At 66.4% G+C, this 17,168-nt stretch carries 21 protein-coding genes and 1 tRNA gene; 12 read left to right on the top strand and 10 right to left on the bottom strand.

Translation table 11 applies throughout. The features are described 5' to 3' along the window. The first annotated feature begins 65 nt into the window (after positions 1-65). Entirely contained in the window at positions 66-557 is a 492-nt protein-coding gene (locus IM816_RS13610) for a nuclear transport factor 2 family protein (protein ID WP_250338483.1), read from the top strand. A gap of 229 nt (positions 558-786) precedes the next feature. Continuing rightward, on the top strand, positions 787-1,143 hold the full coding sequence (locus tag IM816_RS13605) for a hypothetical protein (protein ID WP_250338482.1): 357 nt from the start codon (positions 787-789) through the stop codon (positions 1,141-1,143). A 110-nt stretch (positions 1,144-1,253) separates the two neighbouring features. Here the strand turns inward: IM816_RS13605 and IM816_RS13600 are convergent. From IM816_RS13600 to ftsY, 5 genes are all read right to left on the bottom strand, one after another. After that, positions 1,254-1,329: transfer RNA gene (locus tag IM816_RS13600), tRNA-Phe, on the bottom strand. A 66-nt stretch (positions 1,330-1,395) separates the two neighbouring features. After that, positions 1,396-1,674, bottom strand: a complete 279-nt coding sequence (locus IM816_RS13595; RefSeq protein ID WP_250338481.1) for an oxidative damage protection protein — start codon at positions 1,672-1,674, stop codon at positions 1,396-1,398. Further along, positions 1,671-2,717 carry an A/G-specific adenine glycosylase gene (gene mutY, locus IM816_RS13590; RefSeq protein WP_250338480.1) on the bottom strand — a complete coding sequence of 349 codons (1,047 nt, stop codon included), beginning with the start codon at positions 2,715-2,717 and terminating at the stop codon, positions 1,671-1,673. Before mutY ends, IM816_RS13595 begins: the two co-directional genes overlap by 4 nt. Next, positions 2,714-3,769 (bottom strand): AsmA family protein, encoded by a 1,056-nt coding sequence (locus tag IM816_RS13585; protein ID WP_250338479.1) that lies wholly within the window; start codon positions 3,767-3,769, stop codon positions 2,714-2,716. The genes mutY and IM816_RS13585 overlap by 4 nt, the downstream gene beginning before the upstream one ends. Positions 3,770-3,798: 29 nt before the next feature. Continuing rightward, on the bottom strand, positions 3,799-4,953 hold the full coding sequence (ftsY, locus tag IM816_RS13580) for a signal recognition particle-docking protein FtsY (RefSeq protein ID WP_250338478.1): 1,155 nt from the start codon (positions 4,951-4,953) through the stop codon (positions 3,799-3,801). 64 nt (positions 4,954-5,017) lie between these two features. Between ftsY and rsmD the strand changes: the two genes are divergently transcribed. The 7 genes from rsmD (at position 5,018) to IM816_RS13545 (ending at position 10,758) form a co-directional block, all read left to right on the top strand. Continuing rightward, the gene (gene rsmD, locus IM816_RS13575; protein ID WP_250338477.1) at positions 5,018-5,587 is read left to right on the top strand and encodes a 16S rRNA (guanine(966)-N(2))-methyltransferase RsmD; all 570 of its coding nucleotides are present in this window, start codon (positions 5,018-5,020) and stop codon (positions 5,585-5,587) included. A gap of 26 nt (positions 5,588-5,613) precedes the next feature. Further along, entirely contained in the window at positions 5,614-6,117 is a 504-nt protein-coding gene (gene coaD / locus IM816_RS13570; protein WP_072321745.1) for a pantetheine-phosphate adenylyltransferase, read from the top strand. Between the two features lie 18 nt (positions 6,118-6,135). Next, entirely contained in the window at positions 6,136-6,639 is a 504-nt protein-coding gene (locus IM816_RS13565; protein WP_072322294.1) for a hypothetical protein, read from the top strand. Between the two features lie 163 nt (positions 6,640-6,802). Continuing rightward, positions 6,803-7,060: a YfhL family 4Fe-4S dicluster ferredoxin gene (locus IM816_RS13560; RefSeq protein WP_072321744.1), complete on the top strand. Its 258-nt coding sequence runs from the start codon at positions 6,803-6,805 to the stop codon at positions 7,058-7,060. 63 nt (positions 7,061-7,123) lie between these two features. After that, the gene (gene ggt, locus IM816_RS13555) at positions 7,124-8,824 is read left to right on the top strand and encodes a gamma-glutamyltransferase (protein WP_250338476.1); all 1,701 of its coding nucleotides are present in this window, start codon (positions 7,124-7,126) and stop codon (positions 8,822-8,824) included. 10 nt (positions 8,825-8,834) lie between these two features. Next, positions 8,835-9,698: an MBL fold metallo-hydrolase gene (locus tag IM816_RS13550; protein ID WP_250338475.1), complete on the top strand. Its 864-nt coding sequence runs from the start codon at positions 8,835-8,837 to the stop codon at positions 9,696-9,698. A 10-nt stretch (positions 9,699-9,708) separates the two neighbouring features. Next, positions 9,709-10,758: a TMEM43 family protein gene (locus IM816_RS13545; protein WP_250338474.1), complete on the top strand. Its 1,050-nt coding sequence runs from the start codon at positions 9,709-9,711 to the stop codon at positions 10,756-10,758. 15 nt (positions 10,759-10,773) lie between these two features. Here IM816_RS13545 and IM816_RS13540 read toward each other — a convergent pair whose 3' ends face one another. From IM816_RS13540 to IM816_RS13520, 5 genes are all read right to left on the bottom strand, one after another. Beyond that, entirely contained in the window at positions 10,774-12,048 is a 1,275-nt protein-coding gene (locus IM816_RS13540; RefSeq protein WP_250338473.1) for an EAL and HDOD domain-containing protein, read from the bottom strand. Positions 12,049-12,101: 53 nt separating this feature from the next. Beyond that, on the bottom strand, positions 12,102-12,545 hold the full coding sequence (locus tag IM816_RS13535) for a flagella synthesis protein FlgN (protein ID WP_250338472.1): 444 nt from the start codon (positions 12,543-12,545) through the stop codon (positions 12,102-12,104). After that, positions 12,542-12,850 carry a flagellar biosynthesis anti-sigma factor FlgM gene (flgM, locus tag IM816_RS13530; protein WP_250338471.1) on the bottom strand — a complete coding sequence of 103 codons (309 nt, stop codon included), beginning with the start codon at positions 12,848-12,850 and terminating at the stop codon, positions 12,542-12,544. The genes IM816_RS13535 and flgM overlap by 4 nt, the downstream gene beginning before the upstream one ends. Before the next feature lie 106 nt (positions 12,851-12,956). Next, positions 12,957-13,655, bottom strand: coding sequence for a flagellar basal body P-ring formation chaperone FlgA (gene flgA, locus IM816_RS13525; RefSeq protein ID WP_072321737.1), 699 nt, complete (start codon positions 13,653-13,655; stop codon positions 12,957-12,959). Next, entirely contained in the window at positions 13,652-14,959 is a 1,308-nt protein-coding gene (locus IM816_RS13520) for a methyl-accepting chemotaxis protein (RefSeq protein ID WP_250338470.1), read from the bottom strand. The genes flgA and IM816_RS13520 overlap by 4 nt, the downstream gene beginning before the upstream one ends. A 263-nt stretch (positions 14,960-15,222) precedes the next feature. On the opposite strand from IM816_RS13520, the gene IM816_RS13515 reads away from it, so the two are divergent. From IM816_RS13515 to flgC, 3 genes are all read left to right on the top strand, one after another. After that, entirely contained in the window at positions 15,223-16,140 is a 918-nt protein-coding gene (locus IM816_RS13515; protein ID WP_250338469.1) for a chemotaxis protein, read from the top strand. Positions 16,141-16,335: 195 nt separating this feature from the next. Then, on the top strand, positions 16,336-16,755 hold the full coding sequence (gene flgB, locus IM816_RS13510; protein WP_072321734.1) for a flagellar basal body rod protein FlgB: 420 nt from the start codon (positions 16,336-16,338) through the stop codon (positions 16,753-16,755). Next, the gene (flgC, locus tag IM816_RS13505) at positions 16,752-17,165 is read left to right on the top strand and encodes a flagellar basal body rod protein FlgC (protein ID WP_072321733.1); all 414 of its coding nucleotides are present in this window, start codon (positions 16,752-16,754) and stop codon (positions 17,163-17,165) included. The genes flgB and flgC overlap by 4 nt, the downstream gene beginning before the upstream one ends. Positions 17,166-17,168: the final 3 nt, after the last annotated feature.

Here is a 17,168-nt window from a genome sequence, read left to right as displayed (position 1 = left end):
ACGGGCCATGCGCAAGCATCGGCTGCGCCGGATGATCCGGCTACCTTCGGTCACGAGAGATGTCCATGTCGCGCTCCAGAATGGCCCTGCTATCCCTCGCACTCCTTTCCGCCGCCGGAACGGTCAGCGCCGCCGAAAGCACTCCCGAGGCAGCGGTCGCCCGTTACATGAAGGCAGAGCACGACTTCGACGTCCCCGCGCTCCGCGCGATCCTCCTGCCCCAGTTCGTCGAGGTATCGCCGCGCGGCGAAGTGGACGAGCACGATGCGGTGCTCGGCTTCTACGCGCCGGACAAGAAGAGCGAGATGCCGCCAACCTCGTTCGAGGACGTCAAGACACGTACCCACGGCAACAGCGCATTCGTCACCGGCACCGTCGTCTTCGCGATGAAAGGCATGCAGCGACGCCTGACCCTCGGTGCGAGCGTGGTCAAGGGCCCCGACGGTTGGCGCATGGCGTCTGCGCAATACACGCCTGTGCCGCCCAAAACGCCGCCCCCGCCGCCGGTCGCACCGCAACCGCCCACGCCGCCACCGGCGCCGACGCCTGGCGGTTAGTGGGCGGGCCGCTGGGACACGCAAGACGGCGCGACGCGGCAGGTCTGAGCGATCGCAGATAAGACCACAGACTGTCCGTCATCCCCCCGCACTACGGGAGGGCATGGGGCTCCTGGACAATGCCTCCGACGCTAGGTGAGTACTTTGTAGCTGCGGCCGAGCCTGGACCGGCTTGGCGGCGAAACGGGGATGCGGCACCATCGGTGCATCCTCACGGAAGGCCACTGGAATGACCCTGCGCATCCCCTGGATTGCTCGCTTACTGATTACCGCATTGGCTCTTTCGGGTTCGGCCTGCGCCGCGGAGGTCCCCGCGGTCACCATCCGAACCGAAGCCTACCCACGCCCCCCCTATTCGGAAGCCACGTATTACATCTACGAACGGGATGGCAAAATCATCTGCACAAAGCTGGCGGTCTGTGACAAATACGATCAGTGCGATATCGAGTATCACGCGGGCACCTTCGTCGACTCCCAGGACCAAAAGACCGGCAAGCCTTACCACGTGACGGCCGCCGTGCTGATTCCAGTGGGTAAGCGAGCCAAGCACCAATGCTTGGCGAAGTTTGTGCCCGACGCCCTCTAAGCGTTATCGCCCGACCGGAGACGGACCGCAGCGAACGCCAAGAGGAGGAGGCATGGGGGAAGCACAAAAGAAAAAGCCCGCCAAGGTGGCGGGCCAAATCACTTGAATAATGGTGGCTCGGGACGGAATCGAACCGCCGACACGGGGATTTTCAATCCCCTGCTCTACCAACTGAGCTACCGAGCCACGGGTGCCTGCAACGAGCGTTGCGGCGAGTGGAGCCGCGTATTAAATCGGGTGACGGCGTCGGCGTCAAGCGTTGGGATCGGGTGGAACGTAGCCCGCGGGCTGGGCCACCTCGCCGCCGAAGAAGTATTTCTCCATTTCGCCGCTTAGAAAGCTGCGGGTCTTCGGGTCGAGCGGGGAGAGGCGCATCTCGTTGATGAGCATGGTCTGGTGGGACAGCCATTGGGCCCACGCCTCTTTGGATACGTTCTCGTAGACGCGCCTGCCCAGGTCGCCGGGCCAGGGAGCGAAGTCGAGTCCTTCGGCCTCGCGGCCGAGCTTCACGCAGTGAACCATGCGCGTCATGGGGTGATCTCCGGAAGGTTGTCGAGTAGCGTGCGCACCGGTGCCGGCAGGCCAAGCGAAGCGATCTGCGTGAGATCGCACCAGCGCCGGCTTTCGCCGTCCGCCACAGCGGTAAGCGGGGTGGCATGGTCGAACAGGATGGGGGAGACGTCCAGCCGGTAATGGCTGAAGACGTGGGTGAAGGCGGGAAGCGGATCGGCGTTGCGTACACGGGCCAGTCGAGACGCCACACCACCGGCGGCCTCGACGTCCGCGGCTTCCGGCAGGCTCCATAGCCCCGACCAGACGCCTTGCGGGCCGCGTTTCTCCAGCAGCACCCGACCTTGTGCATCGCGCAGGAGCAGCATCGCGAGCGATCGCGTGGGAATCTTCTTTCCGGGCTTTGCCGTGGGCAGCACCGCGGTGAGGCCGTCGCGATGGGCGACACACGTCGCCGCCTGTGGGCAGATCAGGCACGCAGGCTTGCTGCGCACGCAGACGGTGGCGCCCAGATCCATGATGGCCTGCGTGTAGTCGGCCGTGCGTTCCGCGGGCGTGTGTTCGTCGGCGTGAATCCATAGCCGCTTCTCGATCGCGCTTTCGCCCGGAAACCCGGCGATGCCGTGGTATCGCGTCAGCACGCGCTTCACGTTGCCGTCGAGGATCGGGAAGCGCAGGCCGTACGCCTGCGCAAGGATCGCTCCGGCCGTGGAGCGGCCGATGCCGGGCAGGGCCATGAGCGCGTCGAGGTCGCGCGGCAGTTCGCCGTCATGCCGTTCCACGCACAATTGCGCCGCGCGATGCAGGAAACGCGCGCGTCGGTAATAGCCCAGCCCCGACCACAGTGCGAGCACGGTGTCTTCGTCGGCTGCAGCGAGCGAGGCGAGCGTCGGCAGGCGCTCCACGAAACGCTGGAAATAACCGATGACGGTGATCACCTGCGTCTGCTGGAGCATGATCTCCGACAGCCACACGCGATACGCATCGCGCGGATGCTGCCACGGCAGATCCTTGCGCCCGTGGTGGTCGAACCAGCGCAGCAGCTCTTCGGCGAAACGATTCATGGCGCGCTGTGGGCCGTCGCGGGAAGGGCGCTCGTGGATGCGTTGACGGGCTCGGTCGGCGAAGCCTTGATGCGGAGCCCGGTGGCATGCACGGCGCCGACGTCTACGGCCTTCGCTTCGAGCGTGCCGAGCAGCGGTGGCGGCGTGATTGGCGCACCGGTGCGAAGACCGGCCCACCAATCGGCCAGAGCGATGGGCGGAATGCGGATATCGGTATGGTCGTTGTCGCCGTCGAGTTTCAGTGCCACATACAACGGATCGCGCTGGTTGGCAGGCGTCACGGCGAGCACGATGTCATACGGCGGCGCCGCCGTGCGCGTGATCTTTCCCGACAAGGTGCCGCCCACGTCGGCAGCGCCACGCCAGGTCGCGGTGCCGCGCATCGTCGCGTCGAACCGCGACGTGCTCGACAAACCGACCGTCAGATCGCTCAACGTCAGCACGCCTTGCGCCAGCGATGGCGTGGTCGCAAGTTCCAGTGCGTAGGGAATGCCGTCCGGCGTGGATGCGGAAAGGGCCAGTGTGAATGGACGGCCGTTCGCAAGACGTCCCGCATCGATGTCCACGTTGGCGAGCAGTAGTGCATTGCCGCGGGTGAGCGTGCCTCGCGTCACGCGAAAACCCGCGTCCGCGGTAGGCAGCATGGCGCCGGCCGTCGATGGGCGCGAGGGCAGGGTGTCGAGATACGTCGATACGGCATCGACGTCGATCCGCGCGCCTTCGACCTCGAGCCGCGAAATGCGGGCTTCGCCGCCCATGAGCGTGTGCCACGGCAGCACGAGCTTGCCGCGTGCTGCAACGAGCATGGGTGTGTCCACACCGCGGCTGCGCAAGGTGATGCCTTCCAGTTCCAGCGCCGGCTTGGGCCAGACGGTGGGGCTGGCCGGGTTGGCAAGCGTGAGTTCGAGCCCGACGTCGCGCGCTCGCGACTGCAGCAGCGCCGTGAAGCGCGCGGGCTGCAGCACCACGTACATCGCGATGAACATCGCCAGGATCAGCATCGCCAAGATGCCGCCGACGATGTAAAGCCCGATTCGCAGTCGGCGGGTCATGGCCGCGGCTTTTCCGCCATGCCGTTCACTCAACCGCCGAGAGCCGCCGGGAGCAGGCCGTCTACGAAGGCCTCTGCGTCGAACACACGCAGATCGGTGGCGGTTTCACCCAGCCCCACGTAGCGGATCGGCAGGCCGAATTCGCGGGCGAGGGCGAACATCACGCCGCCTTTTGCGGTGCCGTCGAGCTTGGTGACTACCAGGCCGGTAACGCCTGCGGTCTCGCGGAACTGACGCACCTGGCTGATGGCGTTCTGCCCGGTCGTGCCGTCGATGACCATCAGCACCTCGTGCGGTGCGCTGGGATCGAGTTTCTTCATCACGCGGCCGATCTTGCCCAACTCGTCCATCAGGCCGCCCTGCGTGTGCAGGCGCCCTGCCGTGTCCGCGATCAGCACCTGCGCGCCGCGCGAGCGTGCCGCCTGCAGCGCATCGAAGATGACACTGGCGGAGTCGGCGTCCTGGCCTTGCGAGACCACGGGCACCTTGTTGCGCTCACCCCAGGTCTTCAACTGTTCCACCGCGGCGGCGCGGAACGTGTCGCCTGCGGCGAGGATGACGTTGCGGCCTTCATCGACATAACGGCGCGCCAGCTTGCCGATGGTGGTGGTCTTGCCCACGCCATTGATGCCGACGGTCAGGATCACGAAGGGGCTGGCGGTGGCGACGTCGAGCGGCGTCTCGACCGGCTTCAGCAGCGCCACCAATTCGCTGCGCAGCGCCTTCAGCAATGCGTCGGCGTCGGCGAACTCACGTTTGTGCATGCGCTTGCGGAGGTCTTCCACGAGTCGCGTGCTGGCGTCCACGCCCACATCGGCCGTGATCAACGCGGTTTCCAGTTCGTCGAGGAGGTCGTCGTCGAGCCGGGGATTCTTTACGAAGAGCGCGGAAAGGCTCTTGGCGAACCCGCTGCCCGAGAGACGTTCGCGCCAGCTACGTCGTGCCGGCGTTGCCGGGGCATGTTCGGCTTCACGGGCGGCTTCGACCACGACGGAGGCCTCGACCTCGGCGTCGATGTCGGGCACCTGAGGTTCCGGCGCAGCGGCCTCGGCCAGCGCTTCGGAGGTGGCGACGCCGCTCTCGGCGGACGACGCGGGATCGGCGACCAGGTCAGCCCGCTCGTCGGTGGCCGCGGACTCGGCCGGCGCCGGCTCGGTGGTCTTCTTTTTCCAGAACTTGAGCATTGCACGGGGGATTCAAAGACAATGGGCGCATGCTACCACCCCAGCCTTCACTGGCCGCTGAGCGATGAATACTCCCGGCCGTATCCGCATCATTGGCGGAACCCTGCGCAACTCGAAGCTTGAGGTACCGGATATGCCGGGCCTCCGGCCTACCCCGGAGCGGGTCCGCGAGACCTTGTTCAACTGGCTCCAGCCTGTCGTCGAAGGGGCTCGTTGCCTCGATCTCTACGCCGGTACCGGCGCGTTGGGCATCGAGGCCCTCTCGCGCGGCGCGTCGGCGGCGACCTTCGTGGAGCGTGAGCCGCGCCTCGCCGCGGCGCTGAAGGCCAATCTTGCCCGGCTCAAGGTGGCTGGCGAGGTGGCCGGCGACGACGCGACGCGCTGGCTGCGAGCTGCCGGCCGCCCCTTCGATCTCGTGCTGCTCGACCCGCCGTTCGCCCTGGACGCGTGGGCGGAAGCGGCCCGGGCGCTGGAGGAGGGCGGCTGGCTGGCGCCCCGCGCATGGATCTACGTGGAAGCCCCGCGCACGGCGGCCTTCCGACTTCCCGACACATGGCTGCCGCACCGCCAAGGGCATGCCGGGGACGTGGCCTACGCCCTCTATCGCCGCACCCCGGCCGATCCGTTAAGCTAACCGGCGTTTTCCCCGACCCGCCTCTCATGACTCCAGTGCCGGCCAATCCGCGACTTGCCGTCTACCCCGGCACCTTCGATCCCATTACGAACGGGCACGCCGATCTCGTGTCGCGCGCGGCGCCGCTTTTCGACCGCATCGTCGTGGCGGTAGCGGAGAGCCGCAACAAGGGGCCCGGTTTCAGTCTCGGCGAGCGCATCGCCCTGGCCAGGCTGGCGCTTGCCGACCTGCCGAACGTGGACGTGCGCGGCTTCGATTGCCTGCTTGCCGACTTCGTGACGGAGATCGGGGCAGGCGTCATCCTGCGTGGCCTACGCGCCGTGTCGGACTTCGAATACGAATTCCAGCTCGCCAGCATGAACCGTCACCTGATTCCTCAGGCCGAGACGCTGTTCCTGACCCCGGCGGAACAATACAGCTTCATCTCCTCCTCGCTCGTGCGTGAAATCGGTCGCCTGGGTGGCGATATTTCCGGCTTCGTGCATCCGGCGGTGCAGCAGGCCATGCGCCAGCGCTGGCGCAACTCTTGAAAATCAAAGGTGATCATCATGCGTAAGTTCGTCCTCGCCGCGTCCGTGGCCCTGACCGCCGCCCTGGCCCTTTCGGCCTGCAACAAGTCCGAAGACACCGACCAGGCTGCCACGCAGCAGGAAGCCGCCGTCGCGAAGCCGACCAACCCGAGCGATACCAAGGCGTGGAGCCAGTACTTCGGCCAGATCGTCCGGAAGAACATGCAGGGCATGACGGCGGACCGTCCGTTCCCGTATTTCGTGCCCGCCGGTGACGACCAGGCCGGTCAGGACGGTCGCGCGCGCCAGCTCGAGAACGTGCAGGGCACGGTCGCCCGCGGCGTCACGCCGGGCAACATGCTCGTCTTCGGTGGCCCGGACTCGGCCAAGACTGCCGATCTGATGATCGAAGCGTTCAAGGGTGCCAACGCCGGCTCGTTCAAGAATGTGATCGTGCTGTTCATCGGCGATCAGGCCGACCAGCAGCGCGTGGCTGACGCCGTGGCCCCGAGCGGCGCGACCTTCCGCTTCGTCGCGATGTGAGTGCGTGAAGCGTAAAGCGTGAACCGTGAAGAAGGGCGCCGCTGGCGCCCTTCTTCATTTGCCTGCTTACGGTTTACAGGCCGCACAGCGGCCGGCTTACAGGCGCGCAGCGCCGACTCACGCGGGCAACGCGCTACCTCGCGCCTTGCGGTAAAATCGCCGCATGTCCCTCCTGATCCTCGACACCTGCGTCAACTGCGACGTGTGCGAGCCGGTGTGCCCGAACAAGGCCATATCGCTCGGCGAGCAGTATTACGTGATCGATCCCAACCTCTGCACCGAGTGCGTCGGGCATTTCGACAACCCGCAGTGCGTCGAGGTGTGCCCGGTGGAATGCATTCCGCACGATCCGGACCACGTGGAGACCCGCGAGCAGCTCATGCTCAAGTACGAGCACCTGATGGCGCAGAACGCCAAATAAGCGTTCGCCCGGGCGTCATGCGGTAATCTCGTCCGCGTCGATATCCCCATCGGAGACAACCCTATGGTCCGTGCCCCGTCGTGGCGCATGCTCGCCGCGAGCTTTCTTCTTGTCGTCACCGCCGGGCAGGTGGCTGCGCTCGACACGCCGGCTCCTTCGCGGGGACCGGGGCACGCGGCGATTGCCAGTGCCAACTTCCTCGCCACCAACGCCGGTTTCGAAGTGCTGGGCAAGGGCGGTAACGCGTTCGACGCAGCGGTAGCCGTGGCGTCCACCCTGGCGGTGGTCGAGCAGCAGAGTTCGGGCATCGGCGGTGGCTTCATGGCCCTGCTGCACCGTGCATCGGACAACCGCGACGTGTTCCTCGACGCGCGCGAGACGGCACCGCAGGCCGTGGACATGAAGACCTACGTCGGCAAGGACGGCAAGCCGAATCGTGACGTGTCGACCAACGGTCCGCTTTCGGCGGGCATTCCGGGTGAGCCGGCCGGTCTGGTCTGGATGGCCGAGCACTACGGCAAGCTGCCACTGTCCGTGTCGCTGGCACCGGCCATCCGCATCGCCAAGGAAGGTTTCCAGCCCGACGCGCGTTTCCTCAGCGCCATCGACGATCGCAAGGCGGTGCTCGCCCGTTATCCGGCGTCCGCGGCGGTGTATCTGCCGGGCGGCAAGGTGCCGCAGCAGGGCTGGACACTTCGCCAGCCCGATCTGGCGCGTACGCTCGAGCGTCTTGCGGCGAAGGGCGCCGATGGGTTCTACAAGGGTGAAACAGCCGCGCTGCTCGTCTCCGCATCGCGCGATGCCGGGGGCAACTGGCAGGCGTCCGATCTCGAAGCCTATAAGGTGAAGGAGCGCGAACCGCTGCGCGTGGACTACAAGGGTTATCGCATCGTCACCGCGCCGCCGCCGTCGTCGGGTGGCGTGGCGATTGCGGAGGTGCTCAACATTCTCTCCGGCTTCGATCTGACCAAGCTCGATGCCGCCCACGCCACGCATCTCACGATCGAGGCGATGCGCCGCGCGTTCCGCGATCACAACGAATACCTCGGCGATCCGGACTTCGTGAAGATGCCGCTCGACATGCTGCTGTCGCCGTATTACGCCGATGGCCTGCGAGCGACGATCTCCCCCGACAAGGCCACGCCTTCCGACCTGCTGCCGACCGCCATGGCGCCGGAGCCGGGCATGCACACCACGCATTTCTCGATCATCGACGCGGACGGCAACATGGTGGCCTCCACGTTGACGGTGAATCTCGAATTCGGTTCGGGCTTCATCGCGAAGGGCACCGGCGTGGTCCTCAACGACGAGATGGACGACTTCGCGCTCGTGCCAGGACAGCCGAACGCGTTCGGTTTGCGCGGCACACTCGCCAACGCCCCCGCACCCGGCAAGCGCATGCTGTCGTCGATGTCGCCGAGCTTCGTGTTCGGTGCCGATCGCACCGCGGTGATCGGTTCGCCCGGTGGTTCCACCATCATCACGCAGGTGCTCGAGGGCATTCTGGCCTTCGTCGATGGCAAGAGCGCATCGCAGATCACCGCGCAAAAGCGCTATCACCATCAATACCTGCCCGACCGCGTGGACGTGGAGGCCGGCGTATTCGACGACGCCACGGCCAAGACGCTGACCGACATGGGGCACGTGCTCAAGAATCGTTCGCCCTGGGGGTTCATGAACGTGGTGACCTGGGATCATCGTACGCAGACGCTGGAGGCCGCGAGCGATCCGCGGCGGCCTTCGGGGCTCGGCAAGGTGCAATGAGGATGCACGCATGAAACTCTGGTCGTTGATCGGTAACTCGCAGCGGCTCGACGGCGGCGCGATGTTCGGCAACGCGCCGCGCGCGATGTGGTCGCGCTGGATCGAGCCCGACGAACACAACCGTATCCCGCTTGCGTGCCGCTGCCTGCTGGTGACCGATCTCGACGGCCGCAACGTCCTGTTCGAGACGGGGATCGGCGCGTTCTTCGACCCCGCCATGCGCGAACGCTATGGCGTGGTCGAGGAACGGCACGTTCTCCTGGATTCGCTGGCCGAGGCGGGGGTGCGTCACGAAGACATCGACGCGGTGGTGCTTTCCCATCTGCATTTCGATCATGCCGGTGGATTGCTTGCGCCATGGGCGGAGGGCGAGCCTGCGCGGTTGTTGTTCCCGAATGCGCGGTTCCTTGTCGGTGCCGAGCATTGGGCACGTGCTCGCGATCCTCATCCGCGCGACCGCGCCTCGTTCATTCCGGAGATCGTCCGACTGCTGGAAGACAGCGGTCGGCTCGAACTGGTGGGAGAGGGCGCGTCGTCGTCGCTTGGTAAGGCCGTGCGCTTCGAGTTTTCTGAAGGTCACACGCCAGGCTTGATGCTGGCGGAAGTGGCGGGCGTCGTATTCTGCGCCGACCTCATACCGGGGCGGCCCTGGGTGCACCTGCCCGTGACGATGGGCTACGACCGCTGGCCGGAGAAGCTCATCGACGAGAAGAAGGCCTTTCTGGACGACAAGATCGCGCGCGATGTGAGGCTGTTTTTCACCCACGATCCCGCTTGCGCCGTCGCTTCGGTGAAGAGGGACGATAAAGGCCGCTATCTCGCGGCCGATATGCTTGAGCGACTGGCCGGAACCGAGGGCTGGGCGACTGCATGAAGGGGGCAGGATGACGTCGAGGTACAAGGTGAAGCAGGCTGGCGTGGCCCTGGGTTTCCGGGTGGCCGGCGCGATCCTGTTGCTGGCCGGACTGGGCCTGATCGCGTGGAACGAGCGCCGCGTGATGGACTACGCCGCCGCGCTGGCGCGCCACGGTGCGCCGGTGCTGGACCTCGGGGCGGCCGGGCGTCCCACGGCAGGCCAGTACGGCTCACTTACCCGCGTCAGCGGCGTGCCGCAGATTGTCGAGGCACCGCGCGACAAGGAGTTCAACGTCAGCGCGGAATCGCCGATCCTCATCCGTCACGTGGAGATGTTCCAGTGGCGCGAGATCACCGTCGGCGGCGCCACCCACTACGAACTCGATTGGGTCGATCGACCGATTGACGCGACCAGCTTCGCCAAGCCAGCCGGGCACGTGAACCCCGGTGCCTTTCCGGTGCAGGGGCGGCAGTTCGAGGCGGGTGAGGTGAAGCTCGGCAACTTCAAGCTGTCCGAGCCGATTCTTCGCGCGTTTCCGGGCAGGGTCAGCGTACCGCCGGACGAGAAGAAGTTGCCGCCCAATTTTGCCGCCACGTTTCAGCGCGTCGACGACGCCCTGGTCACCAGCAGCAAGCCGGCGCATCCGCGGCTCGGTGATCTCCGAGTGAGTTGGGAAGCCGTGCCTTTGCAGTCGATGACGGTGCTCGCCCGGATCGATGGCGACACGCTCGTGCCTGCCAGCAATCGCGAGGGTGGCGACGGTTTCGACGTGCAGGTGGGGGAGCGTAGCCTGCTCGACGTTCTACCGGCCTTGCCGGAGCCGCCGTCCGCCGTGCTGATCGTTCGGCTTGCGGCGTTTCTGATGGCTGCCGTCGGTGCGCTGCTGCTGGCGCAGGCCAGCCGTCTGCGTGGCGATGCGTTGTTCGCGATCGGTATCGGCGCCGTGGTGGTGACGGCGGTAGCGGGCGCCATGTGGTTGGTACACGACGCCATGACCGCCAGCGTCTGGCTTCTCTTCGCCGTACTGGGCGGAGGGCTTGCGATCTGGCGGGTGCAGCAGCGGACGCCGGCAGGATAGCCGGCGCCTCCTTCGTTATGCTTCTGCCGTAGCGGAGCCGTCAGCGAACGCGTAGACGTGGTCGGCCCAGCTCGCCGCCTCGACATAGATCGCGGCCATGGTGCTCACGTGCTCCTCGCGCAGCGCGGAACCACCGTCCAGTTCGCCCTGTTCCCAATGACGGATCTGGTCGAGGATCGGTGCGAATGGCCCGGTGCCTTCAAGTAGCGCTTCGCGAATCTCGATAGCCAGGGGCAGGTGTTCGAGCACGTAGGCCATCGACACGTTCATGAGCGTATCGAGAAGCGAGAACAGGCCCGCCGTGAACGCCATCTCCTGCAAGTCCGGCTTCACCGCGCGCGCCAGTTTTTCGCACATGTGCGCGCGGATCAGCGCCAGACGAAGCAGCTCCGGCGGACGCTCGTCCATGCCCGAGACGGCCATGGTGAAGATCCAGTTGCGCATGCGGTTGACGCCGAAGAACACCGCCGCCTGCTCCACGGACTTGAGCTGGCGAGGCAGCGCGAAGTACGCCGAGTTCACGCAACCGAGGAGCTTGTAGCTGAGGATAGCGTCGTCGCGAATGATCTTGCCAAGCTCGACGGGGCCGTTGTCCGGGTCCTGCAGCGCGCCCATGAGGCGCAGCACACCGAGCTTGCTCGGTGTGAGGCGGGGCATGTCCACTCGCTCCGGACGAAGCAGGTATTTGCCCTGGAAGCCGTCCACGTCCTGCTCGGCGTAGTCCACGAAGGTTTCGTGGTCATCGATACCGGTGACGATCACCTTGACGCCGAACGCATGGACGTAATCCATGTGCGCGCGCGCCGCCACGGGGTGGCGGTGATTCACGGCAACCTTGGCGAATTGAACGATCCGCAGTAGCGCGTCGACACCGGCGCGGTGCTCCGGGTCTGCCGGCAGGTTGAAGTCTTCCAGCATGAAAAGGCAGCCGTGGCCTTTCATCTCGCGGAGCTTGAGCAGCAGATCTTCGTCGGTGCCGACATCGGCGCTGATGCTGGCACCCAATCGTGCGTTGTGACGCAGGATGTCGGCGTGCTCGAGCAGCAGCTCACGCGACATGTGCAGGAATGCGCGGTTGTCGCGAACGAGGCGCTTGAGGCTGCCGTCGGCAATCGCGCTCAACGTCGCCTGGGTATGAGCAAGCGATGCGGCATCGATGTCGCTGCCGATAGGACGCGGAAAGAGCAGTTCGTAGGCGAACAGCGATTGTTTCCGGTCGAGAATGGGCACGCGGACGATGGGGAGGATGCCGTCGTCGTTTACCGCGACAGCTTGGGGAGTTACTGCCATTGCTTCCTTCTCGCCGTCTGGGTGGTGCCTTGAGTGTCGCTGTTTCGTAGGGATTAAACCTGGGCAAGCATCGCGGAACGGAGTCGTACCTTGGCGACGCCATCGGGACCGTAGGTGCTGCCTGCCGGGCCCTCGCCAGAGATCAGTGCGAGCGCCTGGCGAACCTGGCCGATCCGTTGGCCGACGATGCGGCCATTCACTTCGTTGAGTTGCCGGCATTCGCGAAGGCGATCCAGCGTGTGCGCCCAGCGTGGGTCGTTCAGGCTGTCGATGCCGGAAGCGTCGGACAACTGGCGGCGTTCGACCTCCAGTTTTTCGATGCGGTCCAGCAGGTCGCTCTTCGTGCGGCCGGCTGCTTCGAGCGCGGCTGAATCAGCCTGGTCGAGCGCCATGCGTTCTTCGACCAGGCTGGCGTGCAGGGCGTCGACTTCTCGAGCGAGGTCGCCCATCACGGCAGCGAGCGCCGTATCGAAGTCGGAGCCGAGCGGGCCGCTCATGCTTTCACGCCACCCATCTGGCCTTCCATCGCGAGGAACTTGCTCGCAATGGCCTGGGCATCGGGCTTGTACGTGCCATCGGCGACGCGGGCGCGGATGTCTTCCACGCGCTTCGTGTCGATGCCGTCGCCCCGGCTGGCGGCGTCGAGCGCCTTTGCCGAGTCGGTGATCTTGACGCTGTCGTCGCTCGGGCGGCTGGCAACCGTGCCCGACGCTGCGCTGGCGGAGCCGGCAGCAGTGTTCTGAGAGCGCAGCTGCACCTGGGGCTGGGGAGCCTGAAGGCCGGGCTTGATCGTGTTGGTCATGGGTGTGTCCCTCGGAGCTGGTGTTCCGTCAGACCCTGTATCGGCGGTCCGTCGGCGAACTTTAACCGGCCAATGGCCGTGATATGTGAGCTGGTTCCGGTTTCAGTCAGGGAAGGACGGCCACGGTCCCCGGGCCGCTGACGATCGCGTCGAGGATCTTGCCCGAGGAGGCGTTGCGAACCTTGAGCCGGGCGCCTGTGTCGCCCGCGCCCATGGCGACGCCCTCCGCACGGATCGTCACGCCGTCGACATTGGCCTCCATGCTTACGGCGTCGCCGATGCGCACCGCCTGTCGGCCGGCGAGCATGCCGGGGGTGAGTACCGTCCCCGCGTTGAGCGGGCGTGCCAGGGCGCGACCGCCGATCTGATCGAGGCCCGCCACGTAACCGTAGGCGAGGCTGGCAACGTCGCGCTCTTCAGCATGAACGTCGGCGGCGCCGATACCGTCCCCGCGCGCAAGCGGCCGGCTGGTGACCAGGACGCTGGTGAACATCTTCACGCTGACCGGTACCCGGACCGTCCAGCCGCCGGGTACGGGGCAGCGGACGATGACGCTGACGCGAGCCCCCAGGGGCCGGTTACCGGGCAACGATGCGTCGAGCGGACTCGGGCAATCGGCGAGATGCAGACGGCTGTCGAGCGTGCCGGCTTCCGCCGTCATGCGCGCGCCGGGCAGCGTGCGGTGCTGCTGCAGCCAGTCCACCGCCGTAGCGCGCACGACGTCCAGCGACTGCGCGGCTACCGCGCAGAGCGGGCAGGCGAGCAGGGCGGCGGTCGTGGCGACAGCGAGGACGCGACGCATCATGCAGCGCGCTCGGCCAGCGAAACGGACAGACCGTGCGTGATCGCGTCCAGCTCCCGGGTAAGGCCAGGCAGCATATGGCCGGCGTCGGCGTGGCGCCCTTCGCCCAGCGTGATCGCGTACTGCGAGGCCAGCGTCGAGAAGCGCTCACCGGCCGCACGCACGGCATCGGCCGAGCCATCCGGACGAAGCGCGCGGAGCTGGTCGATGCAGCGCATCAGCGGCGTGGTATCGAGCCAGCGGCGGTCAAGGCCGGACGGGTCGCGCGAGGCGAGCTCAAGGGCATAGCGCAGGCCCTGGCTTGCCTCGCGGATCATCTGGCTGAGGCTGGCGGCATCGAGGTTGCCCTCGGTCTCGAGCCGGGCGAGGCCCAGGCGATGCGCCAATACGGCCGCGCGCGCCGCCGAGTCGGCCTGCCGGCGCGCTTCGTTCGCCACGCGGCCGACCGTGGCCTGGCTGGCCTGGATGGCCGCGATGCGACCCTGCATGGCCAGCATGCCCTCGCGAGCGGATTCGAGGCTGCCGCGCGCACCGCGCACGGCGTCGTCGATGCGCCCCAGCGAGCTTTGCATGCCGGCGATGCCGGACTGCGATTGTTCGAGGCGACGCAGGCTGGTTTGGACGGTGTCGTCCAGGTGACCGGAGAATTCGCCGACGGCCTGGGTGACCTGGTCGATCTCGGCGGTGGCCTGGGTGGTCTTTTCCGCCAACTGCTTCACTTCGTCCGCCACGACGGCGAAGCCACGACCGGCTTCACCGGCACGCGCCGCCTCGATAGCGGCATTGAGCGCGACGAGGTTGGTCTGGTGGGCGATGTCCTGCACCGTCGCCGTGAGCTTGCGGATGGCAGTGAAGTATTCGGCGAATTGGGCGTGATTGCGGCTCATGCCGGACAGGGCGCTGCGCAGCAGGCGCAACTGGCCGTCCAGTTCGGCGGAGGTCGCCTGTCCGTTGGTGTCGGCGTCCACGATGCCGGCGACGCCGGAAAGGGCCTGGTCGATGGCCGTCGAAATCCTGGCGCTGGCGTCCGTCAAACGCCCGGCGGTGTCGCGGGCGCCTTCGATCGACGTGCCGAGTTCCTGCAGGGTCGTGCCGAGCGCCTGCGTATTGGTCAGCGTCATGCCTTGCTGTTCGATCGCCTGGATCGTGGTGGCCGCCACGGTACGGGGCTCGGCAGGCTTGAGCAGGGCGCCCATCGCGCTGGCGGCGGCCGGGTATTGCGCGGCGAGCGCGCGGACTCGCGCGGCGTCGCCACTGGCAGCGGCATGGGCGATGAGGCGGACGTGCTGGCTCCAGAGGAGGGTCATGATTTCGCTTTCGCTTGGTCGGTTAGTCGCCCCTTTAGATCGGTCGGGGGCCGGTTTTCTTGAGTCAAGCAATCGCCGTGCCATTGACGTGTGGCCTTCGCTGCCATGAGGAGTGCGCCCACAGGCAAGAATGTCTTTGGGGTGCGACGGACAAGCCCGGCGCCTCTGGATGCCGCGGGATCGGCGTTGTGCCGAACGCACCTACAGAAAGTGTCGGGGCCGCCGATACGGATCGCATACCTCTCTCGACGACATGCCCGCCCATGGCACGACCGCTTCTCGACACCGTGGAAACCTTCACCCGCCTGGCCGGGCACAATCGCGTGGCCATGCTGTTGTTTCGGCTGGGCGAGCGGCAGGCCTTCGGCATCAACGTGTTCAAGGTTCGCGAGGTTCTGCGTCGGCCGCGGCTGGAGCACATGCCCAGCATGCATGACCTGGTCGCCGGCAGTTTCGACTACCGGGGTCATACGATCCCGGTGGTGGATCTCGCTGCAGCGATGGGCTACCCGCCGCTGGCGACTGTCGACAGCGCGCACCTCATCGTCACCGAATTCAACCGCTCGGTGCAGGGATTCCTGGTCTCCGACGTGGACCGCATCGTGCATGTCGATGGTGCCCAGATGGCGGCGCCCCCCTCCGCGCTCGGCTACGGCCCCCGGGTCAACGCTGTGACTCGCCTGGATGGCGACCTCATCGCCATCGTCGACGTCGAGCAGGTTCTGGCGAGCGTCGATCCGCGCGCGGTGGACCTCTCTGAAAACGTGCAGCACGCGGCCCAGGCGCAACCTGCGCGCAACCGTCGTGTGCTGGTGGTGGACGATTCCCTCGTCGCGCGCACACAGTTGGTGGACCTGTTCCGCAAGATGGATCTGGAGAGTGTGATCGCCAAGGACGGGTCCGAAGGACTCGAGATTCTTCATCGCATGGCCGCGGGGCCCGCCGCCGAGCGTGTCGCCCTGGTCGTTTCCGATATCGAAATGCCGTCGATGGACGGCTATGCACTGACCCGCGCCATCCGTGAGGACGCGCAACTGCGTCACCTCAAAGTGCTGCTGCACAGCTCCCTGAGCGGCGTCTTCAATGAGGCGATGGTCGAGCGCGTGGGCGCCGACCGGTTCATCGCCAAGTTCCAGCCGGACATCCTGGCGACCGCTGTGCTGGAACTGCTGCCCGCCTGACGGCGCGATCCGATCTGTTCCAGGGGCGGCGGCGACACGCCGTCGCCGCAAGCGCCGGAATTCCGACGCCCGCCCCCTCCCGGTGGCTCCAGACCACGGCCCGAACGGCGCTACAGCGCCGTTTGCAGCAGCCGACGGCGATATGGCACGCGAATTGCTCAACCCCTCGGGCCAAGGTCACAGGGGTAAGAGCCCATGCTCGACAAATCGGATGCATTGTTCGGCGTACACGCACAGGCCCTGGGCCTGTGGCAGCGCCGTGCGGAGGTCATTTCCTCCAACCTCGCCAACGCCGATACGCCGGGCTTTCTCGCCCGTGATCTCGACTTCCGCAAGGCGATGGCCGCCGCCACCGGTGCCGCCGAGGGTACGTCCCTGCCGATGACGGCAACGGAACCCGGCCACATTGGCGGCAATCCCGCTGTGGCACTCGCCGACGCCGGCAAGCTCGCCTACCGCGCCGAGACCCAGCCCACGATGGACGGCAACACCGTCGACACCCAGGTCGAACAGGCGCAGTTCGCGGCCAACGCCATCCACTACCAAGCCTCCCTCAGCTTCATCAACGGCCAGATCCACACCATGCGTCTCGCCATCACGGGGTCCAGCTCATGAGCCTGCTCAAGATCTTCGACGTCGCCGGTTCCGGCATGGCCGCGCAGTCCGCGCGACTCAACACCACCGCCAGCAACATGGCCAATGCCGACAGCCTCGCCAGCAGCGAAGCCGGGGCCTACCGCGCTAAGCAGCCGTTGTTCTCGGCCGTGCAGCAGCAGGTCAACGGCGAGATGGAAAACGGCGGCGTGCGCACACTGGGCGTTTCCGAGAGTCAGGCGCCGATCCAGTCGCGTTACGAGCCTTCCAATCCGCTGGCCGACGCCAACGGCTACGTCTATTCAAGCAACGTCAACCCGGTCGACGAACTGGTCAACATGATCTCCGCGTCGCGCTCCTACCAGAACAACGTCGAAGTCATGAACAGCGCCAAGCAGCTCATGCAGAAGACGCTGGACCTCGGCAAGTAAGGG

Source organism: Luteibacter flocculans, from assembly GCF_023612255.1.
GTDB lineage: Bacteria > Pseudomonadota > Gammaproteobacteria > Xanthomonadales > Rhodanobacteraceae > Luteibacter > Luteibacter flocculans.
The sequence above is the reverse complement of the archived record's forward strand: the minus strand, read 5'-3'. Positions and strand labels throughout refer to the sequence as shown.

Excerpts from the sequence above, each read along its gene's own strand:
- mutY (WP_250338480.1), bottom strand. The coding sequence starts at position 2,717 with ATGAATCGTTTCGCCGAAGAGCTGCTGCGCTGGTTCGACCACCACGGG.
- IM816_RS13610 (WP_250338483.1), top strand. The coding sequence starts at position 66 with ATGTCGCGCTCCAGAATGGCCCTGCTATCCCTCGCACTCCTTTCCGCC.
- flgB (WP_072321734.1), top strand. The coding sequence starts at position 16,336 with ATGCTCGACAAATCGGATGCATTGTTCGGCGTACACGCACAGGCCCTG.
- coaD (WP_072321745.1), top strand. The coding sequence starts at position 5,614 with ATGACTCCAGTGCCGGCCAATCCGCGACTTGCCGTCTACCCCGGCACC.
- IM816_RS13520 (WP_250338470.1), bottom strand. The coding sequence starts at position 14,959 with ATGACCCTCCTCTGGAGCCAGCACGTCCGCCTCATCGCCCATGCCGCT.
- IM816_RS13540 (WP_250338473.1), bottom strand. The coding sequence starts at position 12,048 with ATGGCAGTAACTCCCCAAGCTGTCGCGGTAAACGACGACGGCATCCTC.
- rsmD (WP_250338477.1), top strand. The coding sequence starts at position 5,018 with ATGAATACTCCCGGCCGTATCCGCATCATTGGCGGAACCCTGCGCAAC.
- IM816_RS13535 (WP_250338472.1), bottom strand. The coding sequence starts at position 12,545 with ATGAGCGGCCCGCTCGGCTCCGACTTCGATACGGCGCTCGCTGCCGTG.
- IM816_RS13550 (WP_250338475.1), top strand. The coding sequence starts at position 8,835 with ATGAAACTCTGGTCGTTGATCGGTAACTCGCAGCGGCTCGACGGCGGC.
- ftsY (WP_250338478.1), bottom strand. The coding sequence starts at position 4,953 with ATGCTCAAGTTCTGGAAAAAGAAGACCACCGAGCCGGCGCCGGCCGAG.
- flgA (WP_072321737.1), bottom strand. The coding sequence starts at position 13,655 with ATGATGCGTCGCGTCCTCGCTGTCGCCACGACCGCCGCCCTGCTCGCC.
- IM816_RS13585 (WP_250338479.1), bottom strand. The coding sequence starts at position 3,769 with ATGACCCGCCGACTGCGAATCGGGCTTTACATCGTCGGCGGCATCTTG.
- IM816_RS13565 (WP_072322294.1), top strand. The coding sequence starts at position 6,136 with ATGCGTAAGTTCGTCCTCGCCGCGTCCGTGGCCCTGACCGCCGCCCTG.
- IM816_RS13595 (WP_250338481.1), bottom strand. The coding sequence starts at position 1,674 with ATGACGCGCATGGTTCACTGCGTGAAGCTCGGCCGCGAGGCCGAAGGA.
- IM816_RS13515 (WP_250338469.1), top strand. The coding sequence starts at position 15,223 with ATGGCACGACCGCTTCTCGACACCGTGGAAACCTTCACCCGCCTGGCC.
- IM816_RS13545 (WP_250338474.1), top strand. The coding sequence starts at position 9,709 with ATGACGTCGAGGTACAAGGTGAAGCAGGCTGGCGTGGCCCTGGGTTTC.
- flgM (WP_250338471.1), bottom strand. The coding sequence starts at position 12,850 with ATGACCAACACGATCAAGCCCGGCCTTCAGGCTCCCCAGCCCCAGGTG.
- ggt (WP_250338476.1), top strand. The coding sequence starts at position 7,124 with ATGGTCCGTGCCCCGTCGTGGCGCATGCTCGCCGCGAGCTTTCTTCTT.
- IM816_RS13605 (WP_250338482.1), top strand. The coding sequence starts at position 787 with ATGACCCTGCGCATCCCCTGGATTGCTCGCTTACTGATTACCGCATTG.
- flgC (WP_072321733.1), top strand. The coding sequence starts at position 16,752 with ATGAGCCTGCTCAAGATCTTCGACGTCGCCGGTTCCGGCATGGCCGCG.
- IM816_RS13560 (WP_072321744.1), top strand. The coding sequence starts at position 6,803 with ATGTCCCTCCTGATCCTCGACACCTGCGTCAACTGCGACGTGTGCGAG.